19 protein-coding genes are annotated in these 21,828 nt (G+C 40.3%); 11 read left to right on the top strand and 8 right to left on the bottom strand.

The window, feature by feature from the left end; genetic code table 11:
• Nucleotides 1-251 precede the first annotated feature (251 nt).
• The 3 genes from HEQ19_05885 to HEQ19_05875 all read right to left on the bottom strand — a co-directional run bounded on the left by HEQ19_05885 (nucleotide 252) and on the right by HEQ19_05875 (nucleotide 3,415).
• Nucleotides 252-968 carry a cyanoexosortase B system-associated protein gene (locus HEQ19_05885; protein WYL99117.1) on the bottom strand — a complete coding sequence of 239 codons (717 nt, stop codon included), beginning with the start codon at nucleotides 966-968 and terminating at the stop codon, nucleotides 252-254.
• A 272-nt stretch (nucleotides 969-1,240) separates the two neighbouring features.
• A complete protein-coding gene (crtB, locus tag HEQ19_05880) occupies nucleotides 1,241-2,113 on the bottom strand; it encodes a cyanoexosortase B (protein WYL99116.1) in 873 nt (290 codons plus the stop codon).
• 144 nt (nucleotides 2,114-2,257) lie between these two features.
• Entirely contained in the window at nucleotides 2,258-3,415 is a 1,158-nt protein-coding gene (locus HEQ19_05875; GenBank protein ID WYM03274.1) for a DegT/DnrJ/EryC1/StrS aminotransferase family protein, read from the bottom strand.
• 789 nt (nucleotides 3,416-4,204) lie between these two features.
• On the opposite strand from HEQ19_05875, the gene HEQ19_05870 reads away from it, so the two are divergent.
• The 4 genes from HEQ19_05870 to HEQ19_05855 all read left to right on the top strand — a co-directional run bounded on the left by HEQ19_05870 (nucleotide 4,205) and on the right by HEQ19_05855 (nucleotide 7,971).
• The gene (locus tag HEQ19_05870; GenBank protein WYL99115.1) at nucleotides 4,205-5,761 is read left to right on the top strand and encodes a GAF domain-containing sensor histidine kinase; all 1,557 of its coding nucleotides are present in this window, start codon (nucleotides 4,205-4,207) and stop codon (nucleotides 5,759-5,761) included.
• 896 nt (nucleotides 5,762-6,657) lie between these two features.
• A complete protein-coding gene (locus HEQ19_05865) occupies nucleotides 6,658-7,083 on the top strand; it encodes a transposase (GenBank protein WYL99114.1) in 426 nt (141 codons plus the stop codon).
• A complete protein-coding gene (locus tag HEQ19_05860) occupies nucleotides 7,044-7,604 on the top strand; it encodes an IS630 family transposase (GenBank protein ID WYL99113.1) in 561 nt (186 codons plus the stop codon). The genes HEQ19_05865 and HEQ19_05860 overlap by 40 nt, the downstream gene beginning before the upstream one ends.
• Nucleotides 7,576-7,971 (top strand): four helix bundle protein, encoded by a 396-nt coding sequence (locus tag HEQ19_05855; GenBank protein ID WYM03273.2) that lies wholly within the window; start codon nucleotides 7,576-7,578, stop codon nucleotides 7,969-7,971. The genes HEQ19_05860 and HEQ19_05855 overlap by 29 nt, the downstream gene beginning before the upstream one ends.
• A 709-nt stretch (nucleotides 7,972-8,680) precedes the next feature.
• Here HEQ19_05855 and HEQ19_05850 read toward each other — a convergent pair.
• Nucleotides 8,681-9,262, bottom strand: a complete 582-nt coding sequence (locus tag HEQ19_05850) for a Uma2 family endonuclease (GenBank protein WYM03272.1) — start codon at nucleotides 9,260-9,262, stop codon at nucleotides 8,681-8,683.
• 257 nt (nucleotides 9,263-9,519) lie between these two features.
• Nucleotides 9,520-11,517, bottom strand: a complete 1,998-nt coding sequence (gene uvrB / locus HEQ19_05845; GenBank protein WYL99112.1) for an excinuclease ABC subunit UvrB — start codon at nucleotides 11,515-11,517, stop codon at nucleotides 9,520-9,522.
• A 248-nt stretch (nucleotides 11,518-11,765) separates the two neighbouring features.
• On the opposite strand from uvrB, the gene HEQ19_05840 reads away from it, so the two are divergent.
• From HEQ19_05840 to HEQ19_05825, 4 genes are all read left to right on the top strand, one after another.
• On the top strand, nucleotides 11,766-12,254 hold the full coding sequence (locus HEQ19_05840; GenBank protein ID WYL99111.1) for a hypothetical protein: 489 nt from the start codon (nucleotides 11,766-11,768) through the stop codon (nucleotides 12,252-12,254).
• A gap of 370 nt (nucleotides 12,255-12,624) precedes the next feature.
• Nucleotides 12,625-12,807: a CsbD family protein gene (locus HEQ19_05835; GenBank protein ID WYL99110.1), complete on the top strand. Its 183-nt coding sequence runs from the start codon at nucleotides 12,625-12,627 to the stop codon at nucleotides 12,805-12,807.
• 584 nt (nucleotides 12,808-13,391) lie between these two features.
• A complete protein-coding gene (locus HEQ19_05830; GenBank protein ID WYL99109.1) occupies nucleotides 13,392-14,039 on the top strand; it encodes a PEP-CTERM sorting domain-containing protein in 648 nt (215 codons plus the stop codon).
• Nucleotides 14,040-14,610: 571 nt separating this feature from the next.
• On the top strand, nucleotides 14,611-15,333 hold the full coding sequence (locus tag HEQ19_05825) for an HpsJ family protein (protein ID WYM03271.2): 723 nt from the start codon (nucleotides 14,611-14,613) through the stop codon (nucleotides 15,331-15,333).
• Between the two features lie 489 nt (nucleotides 15,334-15,822).
• On the opposite strand, the gene rpe is transcribed toward HEQ19_05825, so the two are convergent.
• A complete protein-coding gene (gene rpe / locus HEQ19_05820; protein WYL99108.1) occupies nucleotides 15,823-16,530 on the bottom strand; it encodes a ribulose-phosphate 3-epimerase in 708 nt (235 codons plus the stop codon).
• Nucleotides 16,531-16,535: 5 nt separating this feature from the next.
• Between rpe and HEQ19_05815 the strand changes: the two genes are divergently transcribed.
• Nucleotides 16,536-16,790: a hypothetical protein gene (locus HEQ19_05815; protein WYL98095.1), complete on the top strand. Its 255-nt coding sequence runs from the start codon at nucleotides 16,536-16,538 to the stop codon at nucleotides 16,788-16,790.
• Here the strand turns inward: HEQ19_05815 and HEQ19_05810 are convergent.
• On the bottom strand, nucleotides 16,770-16,940 hold the full coding sequence (locus HEQ19_05810) for a hypothetical protein (protein WYL99107.1): 171 nt from the start codon (nucleotides 16,938-16,940) through the stop codon (nucleotides 16,770-16,772). The genes HEQ19_05815 and HEQ19_05810 overlap by 21 nt on opposite strands.
• Between HEQ19_05810 and HEQ19_05805 the strand changes: the two genes are divergently transcribed.
• Together HEQ19_05805 and HEQ19_05800 are read left to right on the top strand one after the other, a co-directional pair.
• The gene (locus tag HEQ19_05805) at nucleotides 16,940-18,523 is read left to right on the top strand and encodes a S8 family serine peptidase (GenBank protein ID WYL99106.1); all 1,584 of its coding nucleotides are present in this window, start codon (nucleotides 16,940-16,942) and stop codon (nucleotides 18,521-18,523) included. The two genes, HEQ19_05810 and HEQ19_05805, sit on opposite strands and share 1 nt — an antisense overlap.
• Nucleotides 18,524-19,204: 681 nt before the next feature.
• Nucleotides 19,205-20,536 (top strand): serpin family protein, encoded by a 1,332-nt coding sequence (locus HEQ19_05800; GenBank protein WYM03270.1) that lies wholly within the window; start codon nucleotides 19,205-19,207, stop codon nucleotides 20,534-20,536.
• Between the two features lie 104 nt (nucleotides 20,537-20,640).
• Here the strand turns inward: HEQ19_05800 and HEQ19_05795 are convergent, their stop codons facing one another.
• Nucleotides 20,641-21,819: an AI-2E family transporter gene (locus HEQ19_05795; protein WYL99105.1), complete on the bottom strand. Its 1,179-nt coding sequence runs from the start codon at nucleotides 21,817-21,819 to the stop codon at nucleotides 20,641-20,643.
• Nucleotides 21,820-21,828: the final 9 nt, after the last annotated feature.

The following is a 21,828-nucleotide window of genomic DNA, read 5'->3' as shown; positions in this document are numbered from 1 at the left end:
CGCCTAAGTAGGTCGGCGCAAATAAATCATACTAGCTAGGGTCGTCATTTGTCATTGGTCATCCGTAGGGTGCATCAGAAGCCAGAAAACTGGGGTTAGGTAAGATATTATTGGTGCTGACGTACCCTATAGCGATTCTCAGTTAAGTGAGGTACAAAATTGTATCACGCGGTGTAGGGGCACGGCAATGCCGTGCCCCTACGGGTGTACCTTACTAGGGCGAGAAACGCTATACAAATTGGAGATTTTTTTTAATTGGAAGTCCTTAAAGCAGCTGCCATCAATCTACCTTGTACTGTTTCACCAAGAGACTTGACTAAAGGCCAAGTTTTTTCCACCTGTCCTAAAGGTTCCATCGGTAAGAGAATACTAACCGCAACCCAAGCTGTACGTTGCTGGCGCCATTGTGCCAATTGATCTGTCAAAAACCAACGTAAAGGTGATGAGTCTCCACCATTAGGCCAAGCATACCATTGCAATACAGCAAAGGTATCTTGTTGTGTGGAGGCGCGAAAGAAGCTAGCTTCTACCTTAGCTTCCATAGGCTGTTTAACAGTAAATTCAGCCGAGCGATGTTGAGCTATCTCCCACTTTTGCCAACGAGACTTCCCCCAACCCTTAATTTCCGACCACTCCACCTCTGGTTGATCTTTAGAGCTATTTTGCGGCTGGAACAGCAATATCGCTTGAGTTTCTGAGCCTTCCTGCTTAATTACTTGCAGCGACCATTTATGTCCACCAATCTGTTGTACCCCTTGTTGAATAGTTTGCCAACCAGGAAGGGTTAACCCGGTCTGATATATTTGTCTCAATTCTTTCAGGCTGGTTACGTTTGGTGGCTGTTTCCATTGCCAATTTCCTGTTAAGTATCCGGGAACTCCTCCCATACCCAACAGTAGTAGCAATAACAAAAGCACTACTACCTGATTCCATTGCTTTTCCTTGATAAATGTTGATAAGGAAGTCATCAGTAAATTTTGCAATATTTAAGCAAAATTTTACTTCGCAAAAAGACAATATGAGTTCAGTAATATTAGCATTTTTTTTGAGGCTAATTTTATGCAGCATTTAGAAATTAAAGTAATATCAAATTCAGGTTATTGTATGGTATTTTTAGGGTGACAGCAGTGCTTTTTGCTAGAGTTTGTGTGTTCATTTAACCGAATTTGATATAATAGGTAAAGTACAAGAAACTTCATTTGTAACGACTTACCGAAGTCGGGCACTGTACCCTTATTAATTACGAATTACGAAACCAAGGCTGAGAGTTTAACCAATTCAGCAAAGGTATTAATAACACCAACATACAAGCAGAGTAGAGATCACCACCCCAACCCTCATGTAGCCATGCAAACAATCCATCTTGTCCAGTGCCGTGAAATAAGGTAAGTAAAGTGTTGCGAACAATATTGGCACTAACACTGAGGATCATAGCTAAAGATAAAAACCAAATAATTGTGCGGCGTGAAGACAAAGAACTCGTCCAATAAAGCAGCATCAAGCTAACATAAAAAGTGGTAAAGAGCATTTTCAACCCTGCACAATAAGGCGCAACTTCCACAATTCGTCCGCCCACATATAAATTCATCTCATCAACTGCTACTTCCATCCCAAACTGATTGAGTATAAAACCTGCAGTCCCAGCGATGAAGTTTTGCAGGGGAAAGGTGTAGGGTGTGATTAGGTAAGGGACTGCAGTTGGGGTGGCTAGAAATATTAACACCAAGGGAAACCCCTGAAATTTTAAGCCTGGTATACCCTTGAACCATAAACATAATCCTGCCAGTATAGTCGGGAAGGAAAGGTTCACCCATTCGCTGACACCGCTTAAATAAAATACTCCCCCTACTAACAGCAATATACCACCCACAGGATGGGTAATATCTGGCAGACGTAGCCACTGTTTACGGTTGCTCCAAATCAGGTGAGCCGCAAACGGTAGACCAATCATACCGTGGCTGAAATATTCATGTTCTATACTAATATTTTTGTGCAGCCAACCATCGAGCCAATGTAGCAATATGGGGGCATAAAGCAGCAAGAAAACGCCTATAATTCCTAGGTTGAGTAATTGTGAAGTGTTTGTGTTTTTAAGTTGTTGTTGGAGTGTCATTTGTTATTGGTCATTGGTCATTGGTCATTGGTCATTGGTCATTTGTCATTGGTCATTGGTCATTTGTCATTTGTCAAGCAAGATGAATTTTCAGGTTTTACTCTGAACTCTGGACTCTAGACCCTTGACTTTTGACTCACCAAATTAAATGCATAATAACTGTTGTTCTTCGCTACTGAGGATTGATGCGATCGCCGTTACAATTTCTTTAATTTGGCTATTGGTTAACCCTGGGTACATGGGTAACGATAATATTTGATTTGCCAGTTTTTCTGCTTGGGGAAAGTCTCCGAGTTGGTAGCCTAAGTTAGTGAATGCTGGCTGAAGATGGCAAGGAATTGGGTAGTGAATACCTGTTTGAATGCCATCTGCTGTGAGTTTCTCTTGAATTTGCTGTCTTTGTAGGGGACAAGTGTCTTCTATTTTGATGACATAAAGATGATATACGTTCCCTGTGCCGCTGTGGTTTTGCATGGGGATAATACCTGCAGATGTTAAGGGTAATAGTTGACTATCGTACTGCTGGGCAATATTCAGGCGATCGCGATTCCATTTTGGTAAGTAGGGTAATTTTTCTCGCAATACTGCGGCTTGTAAGGTATCTAAGCGACTATTTGTCCCCAATTCAACATGAACATATTTTTGCGATGCTCCGTAATTCCGCAAGCGCACCATTTTTTCAGCGATATCTGGATCTCTTGTCACCAACATTCCCCCATCCCCAAGGGCGCCTAAGTTCTTGCTGGGATAGAAACTAAATGCGGCTGCTATCCCGACTGAACCTGCACGATATCCATCCCTTTCGGCGAGGTGTGCTTGTGCTGCATCTTCAAATATTAGCAGTTTGTAAGTATCTGCTAGATCCAAAAGCTGTTGTGGCGAAACCATCTGACCATAGAGATGCACGGGGATAATTGCTTTAGTATGAGGCGTTATTGCCTTTGCTGCTGCTTCTAAATCAATTAAAGCTGTGTGTGGGTTACAATCTACAAAAATTGGCTTGGCTCCAGCACGTAATACCCCAATCAGCGTTGCCGCAAAGGTATTAACTGGTAAAATGACTTCATCACCAGCACCAATATTACACGCTTGTAAACCCAGGGCGATCGCATCCGTGCCTGAAGCTACACCTACACCATATTGTGTACCAGACGCTGCCGCAAATGCTGCTTCAAAATCTGAAAGTGCTTGTCCTAACACAAAATCTCCCTTGGACAATACAGCCTGGATTGCTTGTTCCAATTGGATTTGAATCGGTTGGTGTTGTAAATTCAGGTCTACAAACAGAATTTTCATAGTCATTCTATTCATTGTCAGGTTCCCACAAAAAGCAGATTTTGGTAAAATACTTTCATGAAAAAATGGTAAAATCTGGATGTTTTTTTTGATTCATCTCGCAGGTTTTATCAGGAAGAATGGATAGAACATCCAAAATTTGAGAATTAATCAAATTTTGCTTTTGATTCATAGATATATAGTTATTATCTAAAAATTGAAGAAAATGCCAAAAATCATGAAATCAAATACCTACATAATTTATTTTTTGAGAAATTAGTATTCCCTGTTACAGAAATAGCACCAGAAATTATCAACCTTTTATATCAACCTTTTATATCAACCTTTTAAATAGGAGTCTTTTGCATTCGCTCTTGGCGTTGCCGTACCCCTAGGCGTAAGCAAGCTAAATACCTGCAGCGTCTAGGACTGGAGTTGCTTAGGAGTTCTCAAAGAGTGGGAAAGTCATTTTAGGTAAATGAGAATTGAATATATATACAAGAAATTTTCCTCCTGTATATAAAAATCGCAAACTTTTTTTATGCCATCCTTAGTGTTATGTTACCCAGGCTGAATGCGAAACTAACGCTATCTGACATCAAACCCGAAATTAATCGTGATTGCACGTGATTTCACCAGTTGCGAGTAGAACATTTATGGCTACCGAGTACCTACTGATGACGAGATTGAAAATTTTTGCTCCAACTTTGTTTGTCGGAGGCAAAATTAGGGAATGCTTAAAAATAGTAAAGATTAAGCCGTATACAGCGGTTAGATAAATTACAGTTTCAAGCAATTATTAAGGTAGCGATGGCAATGGTAGAGCCTGAAAACAAATTATTTGCCCTCAAGGACGGTTGGGCTTCCCAGGAAACTAGAGAGCAACAACGCCTCAAAGCAATATCAGAATTAGGTTTGCGGCAACCAGAAACGATTCCAGTCTTTGAAGAAGCTACTCAAACTGCTGCCCACTTTTTGGAAGCACCAATTTCCATTTTGGGATTTGTAGATCAAGAGCGCCACTGGTTCAAGTCAGCAGTGGGCTTATCTAGATTAGGACTGATGAATCTTCTGGCACAAAACCGACAACTTTTACGCCGGGAATCTTTTTGCACCCAAGTGGTAGAGAATTCGCAAGTTTTAGTAATAAACGATACACATAAAATTACTGATTCCATACTTGCCAATAGCAAGTTGGTACAGGATTATGGCATTCGGGCATACTTGGGAGCGCCACTGATTGATGCTTCGGGACATTGTTTGGGTGCATTAGCAGTTATGGATCTAGTACCGCGTAATTTTACAACTAGAGACATTGAGTTTTTACAAATCATTGCTCGTTGGAGCATGAGTGAGTTTGAGCGCAACCTACTGCTGCAAGGGAAACTAGAATCAAGCACATCCAAGACTAGTCCGATTGTGTCACTCACCGAGGAAGGTAACAGTGAAATCAGAATCACCCCACCTGTTGTAGAACGAGAATCTGTTTCTACCAAACAACTAAAACTGGAACTATTGGGCCAGCTAACTCAGGAGTTACGTACACCCTTAACATCTGTACTAGGTATGGCTAGTGTCCTAGGACGTGAGATTTATGGGCCTTTAACAACTAAACAAAGAGAATATCTGGATATTATCCAACACAGCGGTCGATACTTACTGTCTTTGGTCAACGAAATTACTGAACTGGGAGCAATGGATGATAGCTCAACGGAATTAAATGTAGCACCTGTGGATATTGAAATGCTATGTCAACAAGCCATCAATACCCTAGAAGAAGCAGCTAACCGCCGTGAGCAAGATATTCGCTTGTCTATAGAACCAGGACGCAGTCGTATTTGGCCTTTGGATAAGGACAAGGTACGGCAAATACTCTATCACCTAATTTTTAGCGTGATTCAACTTTCGGCGACAGGTAGTGTTGTTCGTATTCATGTTTCTTACAAAGAAAATACGCTCAACATAACTGTTTGGGTTTCCCATCCCTGGCTAGGAGACGGAATAACTGAGGTTGACCCGTACTTTCGTTTTAATCCCCTGTCCCTGGTCGAGTTGACAGGTGAGACAGCAAGCTACAATTTTCATCCAGAAAACCATAAACAAGCAATGAGCTTACCAGCAATCTTGGAGCAGCCAAAAAAATTACGTGATTCCCACTCCGACATTCTTGCTATTAATTCAGGTATAGATTTTGCTAAATCGCATGGTACTTTATCTCGCGAAAGCTTGGGTCTATTGTTGAGCTGTGAGCTAGCAGAAGTGCATGGTGGACAAATTTCGATTCAAGGTTCATCAGAATCTGGATACCGCTATGTGCTGACCTTACCACTACAATTAGCAACTCCTTCAGAAGCAGTTAGTGATGTCTCATGAGGGAACACCAAAAAATACATTATCCCAAATTGGCTTAGGTAGAACTTAGGGACTTCCAAATAAAAAACATCCTACCAAATTGATTGTGGGGTATCTTTCTCGCCCGTCGCCTAAACTCAGGCTGGCAAGATACTCACCCCACAATATGGGATAATTTATTGGTTGTAAATCCCTTGCTAAATCTAAAATTCAGGAAATAAAAACTACTTTAGAATGATTATTCTTAAGTAAGCACAAAGTAGGTAATGAGTAATGAGTAATGAGTAATGAGTAATGAGTAATGAGTAAGGAGTAATGAGTAATGAGTAATGAGTAATGAGTGATGAGTGATGAGTAAGGAGTAAGGAGTAATGAGTAATGAGTAATGAGTAATGAGTAATGAGTGATGAGTGATGAGTAAGGAGTAAGGAGTAAGGAGTAATGAGTAATGAGTAATGAGTAATGAGTAATGAGTGATGAGTGATGAGTAAGGAGTAATGAGTGATGAGTAAGGAGTGATGAGTAAGGAGTAAGGAGTGATGAGTAAGGAGTAAGGAGTAAGGAGTAAGGAGTAAGGAGTAAGGAGTAATGAGTAATGAGTAATGAGTAATGAGTAATGAGTGATGAGTGATGAGTGATGAGTAAGGAGTAATGAGTGATGAGTAAGGAGTAAGGAGTGGATTATTTTTTATTTTTCTTTCAACTTGTTGATTGAAGTTGTTAATATCTTAATAATTCTTTTATTACTCATTACTCATTACTCATTACTCATTACTCATTACTCATTACTTATTACCCATTACTTATAAAGTAATATTGAATTACCATATTCTTTTTTACTCATGATTAATCATAACGCAAATACAGCACTTTCCAGCAATGTGAAGTACAATATGTAAGATAGATAAATTATTATTATGAAACCATATTCCGTCGATCTGAGAGAAAAAATAGTCAATGCTTATCAGTTAGGAAATATTTCAGTTAGAAAGTTAGCTGTAAACTTTGGTGTTGGTAAAGCTTTTGTACAAAAAATGTTGAGACAGTATAAAGAGAAAGGACATGTTAATCCTGGTAAGCAAGGGACAAGAAAAAAAGCGGTATTAGCAGATTCTGCGGCTCAACTTGTTGCATTGGTAAAAAAGTATCCAGATGCAACTCTCTCTGAATATTGTGAATATTGGCTCTTAACTGAGGGGCAACTAGTGAGTTCCAGCATGATGTGTAGAGAATTGCAAAAATTAAATCTAACTCGTAAAAAAAAACGGTTCGCAGCAGTCAGGCAGCTACCGATAGAGTTCAATTGCTCAGGTGTGAATACAGAGAGAAAGTCAGAGATATAGAGCCGAAAAATCTGGTTTTTTTGGATGAAGCAGGCTTACTGCTTGGGTTAATGCGTCCAAAAGCTCGTAGTGAAAAAGGAAGTAGAGTATATGATGTAAAACCATTTTATCGAGGTAAAAAAGTCACTATTATCGGCGCAATCAGTATGGATAAAGTATTGGCTGTGATGACACTAGATGGTTCAATGGATAGTAATGCTTTTCGCGTGTTTATAGAAAAGTTGTTAGTGCCTCAATTATGGAAAGGTGCAGTTGTCATAATGGATAACCTATTTGCCCATAAGATCGATGAAATTACGCCCATAATTGAATCTGTTGGTGCCAGTGTCATCAATCTATCTTCTTATTCACCAGATTTTAATCCCATTGAACATTGGTGGTCACAGCTTAAAGCTTTTATCAAAACATTTTCTCCAAAAACTACTCAAATGGTAGATGTATTGATTGCAATTGCTTTAAATCTAATCAATCCTATGCATCTGCGAAATTGGTTTGCTAACTGCTGCTACTGTACTTCATGATTCAGGAAAGTGCTGTATCAGTATTCAAGAAAGAACAGAAAATTTTGCAATAAGAGTTATCAAAGCTTATTCTGAGCTAAATAAAAAACCTTTTGACGACGCTGGTAAAATCTTGTCTAAACAATTTTTAAGAAGCGGGACATCAATAGGTGCGAACTGTTCAGAAGCTAAGTATGCACAATCAAATAAAGACTTTATCAATAAGTATTCTATAGCCTTAAAGGAAGCCAATGAAACCCTTTATTGGATAAAAATAATGATAAAATCCGAGTTAGTGTCAAAATCAAAATTTCAAAATCTGATAGAAGAGAATGAAAGAATTATTAAGATATTAACAACTTCAATCAACAAGTTGAAAGAAAAATAAAAAATAATCCACTCATAACTCATAACTCATAACTCATAACTCATAACTCATAACTCATAACTCATAACTCATAACTCATAACTCATAACTCATTACTCATTACTCATTACTCATAACTCATTACTCATAACTCATAACTCATTACTCATTACTCATTACTCATAACTCATTACTCATAACTCATAACTCATAACTCATTACTCATAACTCATTACTCATAACTCATAACTCATTACTCATAACTCATAACTCATAACTCATAACTCATAACTCATAACTCATAACTCATAACTCATAACTCATAACTCATAACTCATAACTCATAACTCATAACTCATTACTCATTACTCATTACTCATAACTCATAACTCATAACTCATAACTCATAACTCATAACTCATAACTCATCACTCATTACTCATCACTCATAACTCATAACTCATAACTCATAACTCATAACTCATAACTCATAACTCATAACTCATCACTCATAACTCATAACTCATAACTCATTACTCATTACTCATCACTCATCACTCATCACTCATCACTCATTACTCATAACTCATAACTCATTACTCATTACTCATTACTCATAACTCATTACTCATTACTCATTTAATAGGGAACCGATGATGACACCAAAACTGTATGAATAAAAAATGGGTAAATCTGACAAGGTAAGCAGCCTACCTCGTTGCTGATCTATTTAATTTTCGCTGGCTTCCGCTTCAAACTGCACTTGGCGATACAAATCAACAATCTCTATTTCCACACCCACCGATTCCAGGCGCAATTTTTCGCCTAAATTATACTCCGACAGCACCCATTTACCCTGTTCGTTCCGGCGAAATACTTCCACACCTGGTTGAGTTACTTGTACTAAAACATATTCTTGCAAAGTTGGAGATTGGCGATATTTGGCAAACTTTTTCCCTCGATCAACTGCTTCTGTTGAAGGTGATAGTACTTCGATAATTAAGCAGGGAAATTGCACAAATTGTGGATCGCTTTCGCGGTCGTCGCAAGTCACCACCACATCAGGATAAAAATACTTTTGTCCCGGTTCTACCTGCACCTTCACATCTACAATGTACACTTCGCAGGAGCGCTCCGCTAGGGCATCATCTAAAAGCTTAAACAAATTTCCAGAAACCCGATTGTGGTTGCGTGTAGCACCACTCATCATCACAACTTCGCCATCCCAATACTCGTAGCGTTCCTCTTGGGTGGGTTCCCAAGCTAGATACTCCTCTGCACTCATGTAAGTGTTGTCAGGTAAAGCAACCATTGTTAGTTTACGCAATAATTTTCTCTTCTAGGATAGCGAAAAAATGGCGTTCTTTATTCTTAATAAAACTTTGTCGCCCAACCGTTGACGTAATGACTTTTCTGTGATAATCATTGCTACTTCGTGAGCAGTTCCTTTGGCTGACATTCTGACGATTTGTCCCGCTATTAATTCTCAGCCTTCTTCAGGACGAAAAGTTCCTGTTTCCGCCATTTTGTGATATTATTAAACGCTAATTAAGCGAATATTGATTTACGTTAACGTCCCAGCATTTTATCTCGCAGATGCTTAATGCGATCGCGCAATTTCCCCGCTTCTTCAAATTCCAGTTTCTTTGCTGCTTCTTTCATCTGCGCTTCTAGTTTGGTAATCAATTCGGGAATGTTTTCTAACGGTATTTCATTGATATGTTCATCTACTATTTGTAAATCCGTTGCATTCAACCGTCGGGAAACATCCAAAAACGATAAAATCGCGTTACTTGATTTTTTCACAATCGATTGCGGCGTAATTCCATGCATCCGATTATATGCCCTTTGAATCCCACGCCGTCTGTCAGTTTCATCAATGGCTTTAATCATGCTATCTGTCATATTATCAGCATACATGATTGCCTGTCCCCGGACGTGACGTGCTGCTCTACCAATAGTTTGGATTAAAGAACGTTCGGCACGTAAGAATCCTTCTTTATCTGCATCTAAAATTGCGACTAAGGAAACTTCGGGTAAATCCAAACCTTCCCTTAATAAGTTCACACCAACTAACACATCAAAACTTCCTTCGCGCAAATTCTGCAAAATTTCAATGCGCTCAATGGAATTAATTTCTGAGTGCAAATACCGCACCCGAACACTGTGGTCTTGCAAATATTCTGTCAAATCTTCCGCCATGCGCTTGGTTAATGTGGTAATCAGCACTCGTTCTTGGCGGTCTACTCTGTCTCTAATTTCTCCCAACAAATCATCAATTTGTCCTTCTGTGGGACGTACGGAAATTTCGGGGTCAATTACGCCAGTGGGTCTAATTACTTGCTCAACTATTTGACCTTCAGAAATTTCTAATTCCCAATTTCCTGGAGTAGCGGAAACAAAAACACACTGGTTCACTTTCTGCCAAAATTCTTCGGCTTTCAAAGGACGATTATCAGCCGCACTAGGAAGGCGAAAGCCATGATCAATTAAAACTTTTTTCCTGGCTTGGTCGCCGTTGTACATACCGCGAATTTGTGGGACTGTAACGTGAGATTCATCGATTATTAATAGCCAATCTTTAGGAAAATAATCAATTAAACACTCTGGTGGTTCTCCCGCTTGTCTTCCGGCTAAGTGGCGGGAATAGTTCTCGACGCCGTTACAGTAACCGACTTCGCGCAGCATTTCTAGGTCATAGCGTGTCCGCTGATCTATACGTTGCGCTTCTAATAATTTTCCGGCTGCTTCTAATTCGGCTTTTTGCTGTTTTAATTCGGTGGCGATATCCTTACAAGCTACTTCTAAGCGTTCTTCTGGGGTGACAAAGTGACGTGCGGGGTAAATATTCACCGCTTGTAGGCTGTGGATAATTTCACCCGTTACAGGGTCAATGTAGCGAATCGCGTCAATTTCATCACCAAAAAATTCGACGCGAATAATCCGGTCTTCGTAGGCTGGTCCAATTTCTAACACATCACCCCGGACGCGAAACTTTCCCCGACCCATTTCTAAATCGTTGCGGCTATATTGCACTGATGCTAAAGCCCGCAAAATTTGGCGTTGATTAACTTCCATACCTATCTTGAGGGGGATGGCAGCTTTGAGGTATTCTGCAGGCATTCCCAAACCGTAAATACAGCTAATGGAAGCAACTACGATCACATCACGACGTTCAAACAGCGATCGCGTGGCTGAATGTCGCAACATATCGATTTCATCGTTAATCGACGCCGTTTTTTCAATATAAGTATCGGTAACTGCAATGTACGCTTCTGGTTGATAATAGTCGTAATAGCTGACGAAATACTCGACAGCATTTTTAGGAAAGAACTCCCGCAACTCATTACACAGTTGCGCTGCGAGGGTTTTGTTATGAGCCAGAACCAAAGTAGGTTTGCCAATCTTCTCAATGACTGCTGCTACCGAAAATGTCTTGCCGGTTCCCGTAGCTCCTTGTAAAGTTTGGTAACGATTACCCGCTTGGATACTGGCCACAAGTTGGGCGATCGCATGTGGTTGATCACCGGTTGGACTAAAGGGAGCTTGAAGACAAAATTCTGTCATACAGGTTTGCTGGAAATACCCTATCTCATACTAACGATAGCACTCCACAGCCCTCGCCCTTGAGTAGTAAACGCAATAAATAGCAACTTTTATTTATAAATATTTACATTTTATGTATACTTATGTATCAGTTTTCAAAATACTTATATCCAGATAAGGTTTTTTCAGGTTACACTTTCATATACTAGAAAAAAAATTCATGTCTGTTTAATTATTGTAAAATTCAGTTAATAAACCAGAGGTGTTCGATGAGCATTAGCAGCGCTGGCACAGAAATCAGTCCTCGGCAAAAGAATGCCAAGTTAAACGGAGAAAATACAGCAGAAGTGGAAAATAATCAAGGTCAGAGTTTGAAAACAGACAAAGTTGAGCCAGGTACTGCTCTGCCAGTTCAGGTAGAATCACTTAACAAACTGGATACTAATGGCACCCTTGCCGTTTCTGGAGTCCGTCCCATTGGCACCAGCGACTTACAAGTTGCTGAGACATTATCAATAGCTGGTGTACGTCCCGTTAGCACCAGTGAATTGCACGTGGTCAATACATATAACTCAATGGGAATCCGTCCCATTGGCGCTAATACTATCTCTGTTGTTAGTAGTATTAACCTTTCTGGAATTCGTCCAATTGCTTCAAGTGCATTGGTAGTTTCCGAAAACTATTCAATTTTTGGGAACCGTCCAATAGCATCAAATGAGATTGACGATTCTGAAAGTTTAATGGGTTTTCTCGATTAGACATAAAAATCATCTTTATCATTTTAGCAACCCGGCTTCTTTACAGAACCGGGTTGTTTGTCATTGTTTATTGTTCTCTCCCTCCTCTGTCCCTATCTCTCTGTCCAAAAGCATAAATTAAAACATCCCAGCTTACATCCATTGACGGAAGGCTTTAGCAAAAATTTTAAGCTACTTTGTAAATGTAATAACAATTTATTTCAAAGCTGCAAACCAACTTTGAAAATAGGGAGTTCCAAATAGAAAAATATGCCATTGCAACTCTTGACCATTGACAGTTAACATTCAGCCGTCAACCGTCAACAACTTCAAGTGATTGTTGTGATTTTTTTGGAGTTACCTAAATTGTTTATAAAATTAGGAGAGCAAAATGAGCTTAGAAGAAAGAGCCAAAGCGACTGCTAAAAATGTAGAAGGTAAAATCCAAGAAGCAACAGGAAAAGTTACTGGAGACCCGAAAGATAAAACAGAAGGTAAAGCAAAACAAGCCGAAAGCGAAGTGCGCCACGGTATTGAAGATGTCAAAGACGAAGTGAAGAAAAAGCTCAACTAAAACTCAATCAAATTTTTGGCAAAAACTCTAGGTTGCTAATCGGGGTTCATCCCAATAGTTGCCAGTTTTTGTGCGTAAAAATGATCAAGTTACAATAGTGGCGCAATTCCTTGCGCCACTACAAAGTTTAGCGGGGAGTATCCTAAACCATTTTAATGGGTTTGTGCTAAAAGCCAGAAATTTATTTCACGCTTCTTAACCGATTTGTATTGATATCAGTTGTCTCGCTTGGTGACGCACCCTAGAAATTGGACATTTTTTCAATTGGAAGCCTCTAAGTGCTGAGTGGTGGCTCATCTCCATTTAAATTACTAGCACTCAAAACCATATATAACTATTTTTGTATATACAGCTACTAATAAAAACCTACAAACAGAGTAGATTCACATAATCTTCATATCTATTTTGAGCGTATAAACATGCGCTTGTAAGTATACACAAAGGCTTTTAGCCTTTTTATGTAAATTTTATTGTAAAAAACATATATAAAGATTATATGAACTTTAGTTTAGTATATTTACTAGAGGCAATAAATACGGAATAATAGTAATTCATTTAATTTTTTGTTAATAGGAGTTAGTTAGATGAGTATATTTGATGTAGTCAAGAAGTTAATAGCTGCAGGTGCTGGAGCCGCATTAGTTTTTACCGCTAGCCCATCTCAAGCTGCAGTTATCGACATTAATGACTTGACTGGGTGGGAAACAATTGGCAATGTTAGCAACAATAATAATGGAGGAATTTTACTTTCCACCTCTGCTGGAGATAATGACACGGAAATAGAGTCATTTCTAGGATTAAGTTCTGGAGATTTGGATGCTCTGAACAACATTGATGCTACGATTGGTTCTGCGATTAAAAATTCGATTACAGTGGAAGCTGGAGATGTTTTGAACTTTAATTGGCAATTTGAAACATTTGATTACCTACCCTATAATGACTTTTCCTTCTACTCCATTGGGTCTTCAGTTAATAAACTCGCTGACGTGTCGCAAGTCGGTGATTTTGGCCAAACTGCATCTCAAACTTCCTACACCTTCAACACAGGGGGAACTTATACCGTAGGTTTTGGTGTTGTAAATGCAACAGATACGGCTGCTCAGTCTAATTTAACCGTTGGTACATCTGTCCCCGAACCTCTGACTATATTCGGTACATTGACAGCAGCTGGTTTTGGTGTAGCTTTGCGCCGCAAACAACAGCAGCAACAAAAAGCTACAGCTAAAGCGTAAGCTAGCAACTGCAACTGATACATACATCGCTGCATTCTGATCAACAAAAGAGTGTTGTGTGTGGACTTAAAAATTGATAGTTCCATGCACAACACCTTTTAGAGGTACTAAAAAATTTGACTGTCAGTCAAGACCGCCATCAACCTTTATATTGTTGTAGAAGTGATGATTCTATCGAAACAACTACGGTTTATGCTTTTGGCTGCAACCCTAAGTGCCGTTCTTTTAGTTTTCGTCAAAGTCTTTCTGGCGACAACTCTAGATAAGCCAAAACCGGACAAGCCTAGACATCAAGCTCATACTAGTTCGATATTTAAAGATTACATTTCCATGTTTTCCCCTAAAACGGAAGACAATGTGTGATTTTGTCATTATTGGACTGGTAGACTCTAGAGGGTGTGAGAACTACATAGAGGAGTCATGTATAACAATATTCAGGTGAATTTGAATTTGTATATTAGACAAGATTTCAAAAAACGCCGATTGTTTTTCGGATAATGTTAGTGGCAACCCTGTTGTCAGAAACCTGGAATTTTCCTCAACCCAAATCTTTCTTTTCTGTGCTATTAAGATGACTAAATCAACTAATGATCAATTCATGCCCTTAGTTAAGGAACTACAGGAGTTTGCCTTTAGCCAGGTAGGCTCGATGACGATTTTGCGAATCCTTGGCTACGGACTACTGCTATTAGCGTTATTCGACATTGTAGAAATGTTTATTCCGCTAAATTTGATGAATCCTGCTTGGGAATTTCAAACTTTTGGGTCACTAGTTGAGCGAGTACCGGTACCTTTAATCGGCTTAGTGCTGGTGTTTTATGGAGAATTCCATGCTCGCAGCAAATGGGAATTCCCGGTGTTGAATTTGTTATCTTGGTTAACTGTTTTGTTAGCCTTATTGTTTGTTTTACTAATTCCTTTGGGCGTTTTTAATACTATCCGACTCAACAAACAAAGCGTTGATCAAATTAGTGCTGCATCTCAGCAAGAAATATCTAAGGCTGAAAAGCTACAACAGCAACTAAGCCAGGCTACACCAGAACAAATCACTAATTTTTTGAAGAGTCAAGGCCGCTCCGTGGATTCTAAAAGTCCTCAGGAGGTAAAAAATCAGGTCTTGTCAGAACTTTCGCAAGCCAAGGACAAAATCCAAACTCAAGCGAAAGACGCTCAATCTACTCAAAATTTAAACTTGCTGAAGAATTCTGTGAAGTGGAATCTTGGCGCTTTGGTTTCTGCGGCTTTGTTTTTCAATATTTGGAAGACAACCAGCTGGGCTAGAGCAAGTAGGTAACGCATTCCCCACGGATAAATCCGGGGGCTTTTAGCAGCCCTGAGAAATAGCGGCTTGGTTCCTGTTCAGGTTCCGAAACACTATCCCCCGAACCTCAGGGCGCGGTTACGATTGAACAGAGGATGTACTCATCCCCACGCCCCAAAAACACATTGTTTTGCCCCTTAGCAAGCAATATGTTTCTACCCACTACGAGACTACGCGACAATCTCTTATCTACTGGAAAGCCGTTTCTGCTGGGTAGACAGTGCCTTGTCCTATTTCGATATACATTTATTATCTCATGGTTAACTACATTTTTCACAGCGATTGAAATCGCCGTCTTTGGAGGCCGCAGGCTTAACGCCTTACCCCCATATCTAAAGCCAGGGGCTTCCTCGGCGTTGATAATTCGGTGATAATACAGCCCTATTAGTCCGTAAAAATTTTACCAAAAAATTAGGCTGGGCTATGCCCAGCCTACGTGTATTTATATTAATTAAAAACTGATTAAACCTTTGCTAATTCTGGTGTCGGGCGCTTGCTGTTACGAATAGCTGTAATCGCCTGAGCATAATCCTTGGCACCAAAGACAGCGGAACCTGCTACGATCGCATTAGCCCCAGCTTCCAAAACTTGCCAGGTATTATTTGCTTTCAATCCCCCATCCACTTCAATCCAGGGGTCAAGACCACGTTCATCACATATCTGACGCAGCTTGCGGATTTTAGGCACCACACCGGGAATGAAGCTTTGACCACCAAAGCCGGGGTTGACGCTCATAATTAGTATTAAATCGCAAAGTTCTAGCGCGTACTCAATCAATTCCAAAGGGGTTGAAGGATTGAGTACAACTCCCGCTTTTTTACCGAGTTCTTTGATTTGTCCGAGAGTGCGGTGTAGGTGCGGTGAAGCATTATGTTCGGCATGTACTGAGATAATATCAGCACCCGCCTTAGCAAAACCCTCTACATATTTTTCTGGTTCCACAATCATCAAGTGGACATCCAGTGGCTTTGTCGTTACAGGACGAATCGCCTCAACCACCAGAGGACCTATTGTAATATTAGGTACAAAACGACCATCCATTACATCAACATGAATCCAATCTGCTCCAGCGGCGTCTACGGAGCGAATTTCATCTCCCAGACGACTAAAATCGGCTGATAGGATGGAAGGAGCAATCACAATGGGCTTTTGAGATAGGTTTTGGGTCATGGTTAGTGGGTTTTCAAGCATCCTCGTCTGTAGGTATTGTAACAAAATATTGCTCACTTGCTCATAAATTTGATCCCCGCGTTTTGGGGACTGGGGACTGGGGACTGGGGATTGGGGATTGGGGATTGGGGATTGGGGACTGGGGACTGGGGATTGGGGACTGGGGATTGGGGATTGGGGATTGGGGATTGGGGATTGGGGATTGGGGAGAGAGGGGGATGAGGGAGAAACAACCAAAACTAATGACAAATGACCAATGACAAATGACCAATGACAAATGACCAATGACAAATGACCAATGACCAATGACAAATGACCAATGACAAATGACCAATGACAAATGACCAATGACAAATGACCAATGACCAATGACCAATGACAAATGACCAATGACAAATGACCAATGACAATGAACAAAAAACTAATTTGGATAATTTGGGGATTGAGTGCTTCGTGTTTGAGTGCGCCGGTGCTGGCTTCGGCTTTACAAACTTCCTTGGGAAGTAATGGTATTGATGCTTTGAAGCTACACCAACCTCCTTACAATTTAACCGGTCGCAAGATTGCGATTGGTCAGGTGGAAATTGGGCGACCGGGAATGTTTGGCTGGGATAAAGCGGTGTCTAAAAATCGCGCTGTGTCCCTAGCTGGGGTGTTTTTACGCAATGGACCTGCTAAGTCAAATAGCGGGGTTGACCCCCATGCTTATAATGTTGCTGGTGTGATGGTGAGTAATGACAAAGCCTGGCCGGGAATTGCTCCTGGTGCTAGACTGTACTCCTCTGCTGTGGGTTCGACAAAAAACATGGGTCAACCGGAAGAGTGTTTATCGGCGCAGCACATAGCAGGGCAAAACAGTGGGGATATCCGCGCCATTAACTTTAGCTTTGGGGAACCTCTGAATCGAGATCCACGCCCGGACGCGGTTTTAGATGGTAATGCTTTACTCACACTATGTATTGATTGGTCGAGTCGCGTTCATAATGTACTGTATGCGATCGCTGGCAATCAGGGTAAAGGTGGGATTCCGATTCCTACAGATAATTTTAACGGAGTAAACGTAGCTTTTTCATCCCGCCGAGGGGGGATTTTTAATAAAGTTGACGTTTCTAATCTGGCTGATGCTAATCAGGGAGTGAGTGGTCGGCTAGAGGGAAAGGAGTTTAATGCTGATGGGCGTCGTGCTATCAGTTTAGTCGCGCCTGGTAGTAACATTGCTTTGCTCAATCCCGATGGGAAGGTAAACAAAGTTACAGGTACAAGTTTTGCTGCGCCTCACGTTACTGCTACTGTGGCTTTGTTGCAGGAATTTGGTGATCGACAATTACGGACAAAACAGCCTCATTGGAGTATTGAATCTCGCAGGCATGAACTGATGAAAGCGGTGTTATTGAATTCAGCAGACAAAATTCAAGATAGCGGTGATGGCTTGCGGTTAGGAATGACTCGGACATTAATTGATAAACAAAATAAAGACTGGCTGGAGTCTGATGCTTATAAAGATCCCACAATTCCCTTAGATGCCCAAATGGGAGCGGGTCATTTAAATGCTTTCCGAGCTTATCAACAATTTAGCACTGGTCAATGGCAGCCATCAAGTTCTGTACCCCCCATTGGATGGGATTATCGGACAGTGGATGCGCTGAAGTCTGTGGAATATCAGCTAGCAAAACCTTTGAAACAGGGGAGTTTTGTGGCGATTACTCTGGCTTGGGACAGATTGGTAGAACTCAATGATACTAATAAAAATCAGCTTTTTGATCTCAATGAGAATTTCCGCGATCGCGGCTTAAATAATCTCGACCTTTATTTAGTAAAAGCCGATGCTAAAACTCCAGATGCTGGTACGGTTTGCTCGTCAATCAGCGCCATTGATAGTGTAGAGCATATTTTTTGCCCAATTCCTGCCAATGGCAATTACAAAATTCTTGTCCAGTTTCGCCAACAAGTAAACGAAGCAACTCAATCTTATGCTTTAGCTTGGTGGACGTAAGCTACTAGTACGTCATTTGTCATTTGTCATTTGTCATTTGTCATTTGTCATTGGTAACTAATTTTAACCCTTGACCAAGCCAATTTTAGATTTCAGATTTTAAATTTAATCCAAAATCCAAAATCCAAAATCTAAAATTGTTTGCTCCTTGTGGTCGGGGTCAATCCAAAATCCAAAACTTGTACTGAGCGAAGTCGAAGTATCCAAAATCCAAAATCGGTTGACCCTTGACTTACTGCAAAAAGAAGTCTACTTTTCATAAAAATGAAAGTATATATAGTTGATTTTGTATGAGATGTATCAGAACTTTTATTTTGAATAATCCTTGTATCTCATAAGAGTAATTGAGGGCATAGTTTATGTTTATGGCTAAATTATTAAATTTAGTTATTAACGAAAACTTAATAATTACTGTTATTTTGGTGATTAGTAGTTTAAAATACATTTATTAAAAATCTTAGCAATACCTAAAAACCTAGGATGTGCATCCTTTCGTCGATTAGCAATTAGCAGTTGGTAGCATTGATAAGTTCTCTTTAATTCATTGCATCCACTGGCTGTTACAAAAACCGTAACAGTCTAGTATTTTTGGTGGTGTAAATGCCATACTTAACAAGTGACGCCTATGATGTGTCAATCTTGACTGACAGTTATAAAATCTATGGCAAGCGAGGTGGTAAAATGAATCAGCAAAAATTGAGTGGTGCGCGAGAAAATTTCCTGCAAAGACGTTATGGTGTTCGTTTGGGAAGACGTTACGCTTTGGCTGCTGCTGGCGTCGTTCTTTTAAGTGTACTAGGTTGTTCTCAGGTGAATAATAACACGAGTGCCCTAGCCCAATCTCCTCTGCCTGGGTCAGAGTCTACATTACCAAAAAAAACAGTCAAACCTGATACAAAAATCGTTGCTGCTAATAATAAATTCGGCTTTAAACTCTTTTCAGAAATTCTGAAAGAAAATAGTAGTGAAAACAACATTTTTGTGTCACCTTCGAGTGTAGGTATTGCTCTGGCTATGACCTACAATGGTGCAAGCGGTTCTACTCAAAAAGCGATGGCAAAAACCCTGGAATTACAGGGAATTAATCTGGAAGAAATAAACTCTGGTTATGCGGCTTTAAAAAAAATATTAGAAAATTCTGATGGGAAAGTACAATTAACGATCGCTAACTCTCTTTGGGCAAATAAAGATGCTAGATTTCAGACAGATTTTCTCCAGAAAACCGAAGAGTTTTATAACGCCAAGGTAACAAGTTTAAATTTTGAAGACGGCACCACACCTAATGTCATAAATAATTGGGTTAAGGAAAATACAGGCGGAAAAATTAATAAAATAGTCGAGAAAATTGAACCCAACCAGGTGCTATTTCTGATTAATGCCATATATTTTAAAGGAAAATGGAGCAACGAATTTGATAAATCACAAACGGCTATAGCTCCTTTTTACATCAATAATTCTGGTAAGCAGAAACAACACCCGATGATGTCGCAAACGGGTAACTATAGATACTATGAAACGGAACAATTTCAGGCAGTGAGTTTACCTTACGGCGAAGATGGTAAAATCAGCTTTTATATCTTCCTGCCTAAAAAGAACTCAAATCTCAAAACTTTCTATCAATCCTTAAATGCCGAGAACTGGGAAAAATGGATGGGTCAGTTTAGTAAGCAGGAAGGGAATATACGCTTGCCTAGGTTTAAAACCGACTATGATATTACACTCAATCAGGCCTTGAAAGCTTTAGGTATGGCGGAAGCTTTCAGCAATAAAGCCGACTTTTCTAGCATGGGTCAAAATTTTGCTATTAGCCAGGTTAAGCATAAAACTTTTGTGGAGGTGAACGAAGAAGGCACTGAAGCCGCTGCGGCTACTTCTGTGGGAATGGTGGCGACATCTTATAGACCTTCCTCAGAACCATTCCGCATGATTGTTGACCGTCCTTTTTTCAGTGCCATTCGGGATCATCAGACAGGAAGCATTTTGTTTATGGGTTCAATCGTCGATCCACAGTAAATAATTCAAATGACAAATGACAAATGACAAATGACAAATGACCAATGACCAATGACAAATGACCAATGACAAATGACAAATGACCAATGACAAATGACGAATGACTATGGCAATGTAGGTTCTGAGACTCCTAGAGGATTGTTTGCTTGAGGTCTGGGAGATTCTTCTGATAGAATTGGTGCTGTTAAATCCTCCGGCTTGGTGGATTCATTTGTATCGCCAGTCAGCGTCCCAGGACGCAGGGCGCTTAAAGCGGTCTTAATGACAACAGCTGAGGGTACTGCGACAATCACACCTAAAAGTCCGCCAATTCTTGCTCCTGTCAAAACTGAAATTACCACCCAAACTGGGTTTAAACCAGTAAAACTGCCTAATATTCGGGGGGCAATTAAGTTTTCGAGAATTTGCTGTACAATTAGTGATGCGGTTAAAACTCTCGCTCCCATCCAAACATCTTGCAGAGCTACCACCAAAGTAGTCAGAGCGATACCTACAGAGCCGCCAAAGGGGACCAGAGCCATCAGACCAATTGTTAAGCCAAATAATAGACCAAATGGCACTTTTAGCCACAAGAAAGCGGGAATGAGGGCTGAAGCAATACAGGTAGATAAAATTAGCTGGGTGATAAAGAAATTTTGAAAACTGAGGCGTAATGTTTTCGAGAAAGGGTCACGAAAACTTGAAGGTAGCCAGTTGACCAAACTTTCCCACAGTTCAGTGCCATGCTGTAAAAGATAGAAAGTTACAACCATCGTCAAGACAAAATCCAGCAGGCTAGTAACTGTGACTACAGCCAGATTCAAAACTTGTCCAGCGATCGCCTGTAATTGTCCCTTGACGCGATCATTAATTTGCACGACTAAAGCATCGAGATTAATCGGTAAGCCGAAACCCTCTGCTTTTTCGTTTAATATCATTAATTGAGAGCGTCCAGAATCAATCAACTCTGGTATGCGTGCCACCAGTTGCTGGGCTTGGGTCAAGGCTAAGGGGAAAAGGGTGACACCCAAAGCCAATAAAATCGATAAAGCCAATAAAAATACTAGAATAGCAACTGGTTCTCGCTGGGCACCGTGACGTTCCATCCAGCTGACGGGATAGTTCAGCAGAAATGCTAAAACTGAGGCTCCGACTAAAATAACGATCAGGGAATGGAAATAATCAAAAATTATCGAAATCGCCCAACCATTGAGAACTAGCAACGGAATGAATAGCGCGATCGCTCCGATTCGCGCTATAGGTGTTAGTATTTGCCACCAGTCAAGTAGCTTGCGTGTCTGCATCTTTTAGCC

The organism is Gloeotrichia echinulata CP02 (genome assembly GCA_038087035.1).
Taxonomy (GTDB): domain Bacteria; phylum Cyanobacteriota; class Cyanobacteriia; order Cyanobacteriales; family Nostocaceae; genus Gloeotrichia; species Gloeotrichia echinulata.
The sequence above is the reverse complement of the archived record's forward strand: the minus strand, read 5'-3'. Positions and strand labels throughout refer to the sequence as shown.

Bases quoted from the DNA above. Each gene is read 5' to 3' on its own strand.
- crtB (WYL99116.1), bottom strand. From the start codon at position 2,113: ATGACACTCCAACAACAACTTAAAAACACAAACACTTCACAATTACTC.
- HEQ19_05800 (WYM03270.1), top strand. From the start codon at position 19,205: ATGAATCAGCAAAAATTGAGTGGTGCGCGAGAAAATTTCCTGCAAAGA.
- HEQ19_05805 (WYL99106.1), top strand. From the start codon at position 16,940: ATGAACAAAAAACTAATTTGGATAATTTGGGGATTGAGTGCTTCGTGT.
- HEQ19_05840 (WYL99111.1), top strand. From the start codon at position 11,766: ATGAGCATTAGCAGCGCTGGCACAGAAATCAGTCCTCGGCAAAAGAAT.
- HEQ19_05865 (WYL99114.1), top strand. From the start codon at position 6,658: ATGAAACCATATTCCGTCGATCTGAGAGAAAAAATAGTCAATGCTTAT.
- rpe (WYL99108.1), bottom strand. From the start codon at position 16,530: ATGACCCAAAACCTATCTCAAAAGCCCATTGTGATTGCTCCTTCCATC.
- HEQ19_05885 (WYL99117.1), bottom strand. From the start codon at position 968: ATGACTTCCTTATCAACATTTATCAAGGAAAAGCAATGGAATCAGGTA.
- HEQ19_05830 (WYL99109.1), top strand. From the start codon at position 13,392: ATGAGTATATTTGATGTAGTCAAGAAGTTAATAGCTGCAGGTGCTGGA.
- HEQ19_05875 (WYM03274.1), bottom strand. From the start codon at position 3,415: ATGACTATGAAAATTCTGTTTGTAGACCTGAATTTACAACACCAACCG.
- HEQ19_05870 (WYL99115.1), top strand. From the start codon at position 4,205: ATGGTAGAGCCTGAAAACAAATTATTTGCCCTCAAGGACGGTTGGGCT.
- HEQ19_05795 (WYL99105.1), bottom strand. From the start codon at position 21,819: ATGCAGACACGCAAGCTACTTGACTGGTGGCAAATACTAACACCTATA.
- HEQ19_05825 (WYM03271.2), top strand. From the start codon at position 14,611: ATGACTAAATCAACTAATGATCAATTCATGCCCTTAGTTAAGGAACTA.
- HEQ19_05850 (WYM03272.1), bottom strand. From the start codon at position 9,262: ATGGTTGCTTTACCTGACAACACTTACATGAGTGCAGAGGAGTATCTA.
- HEQ19_05835 (WYL99110.1), top strand. From the start codon at position 12,625: ATGAGCTTAGAAGAAAGAGCCAAAGCGACTGCTAAAAATGTAGAAGGT.
- uvrB (WYL99112.1), bottom strand. From the start codon at position 11,517: ATGACAGAATTTTGTCTTCAAGCTCCCTTTAGTCCAACCGGTGATCAA.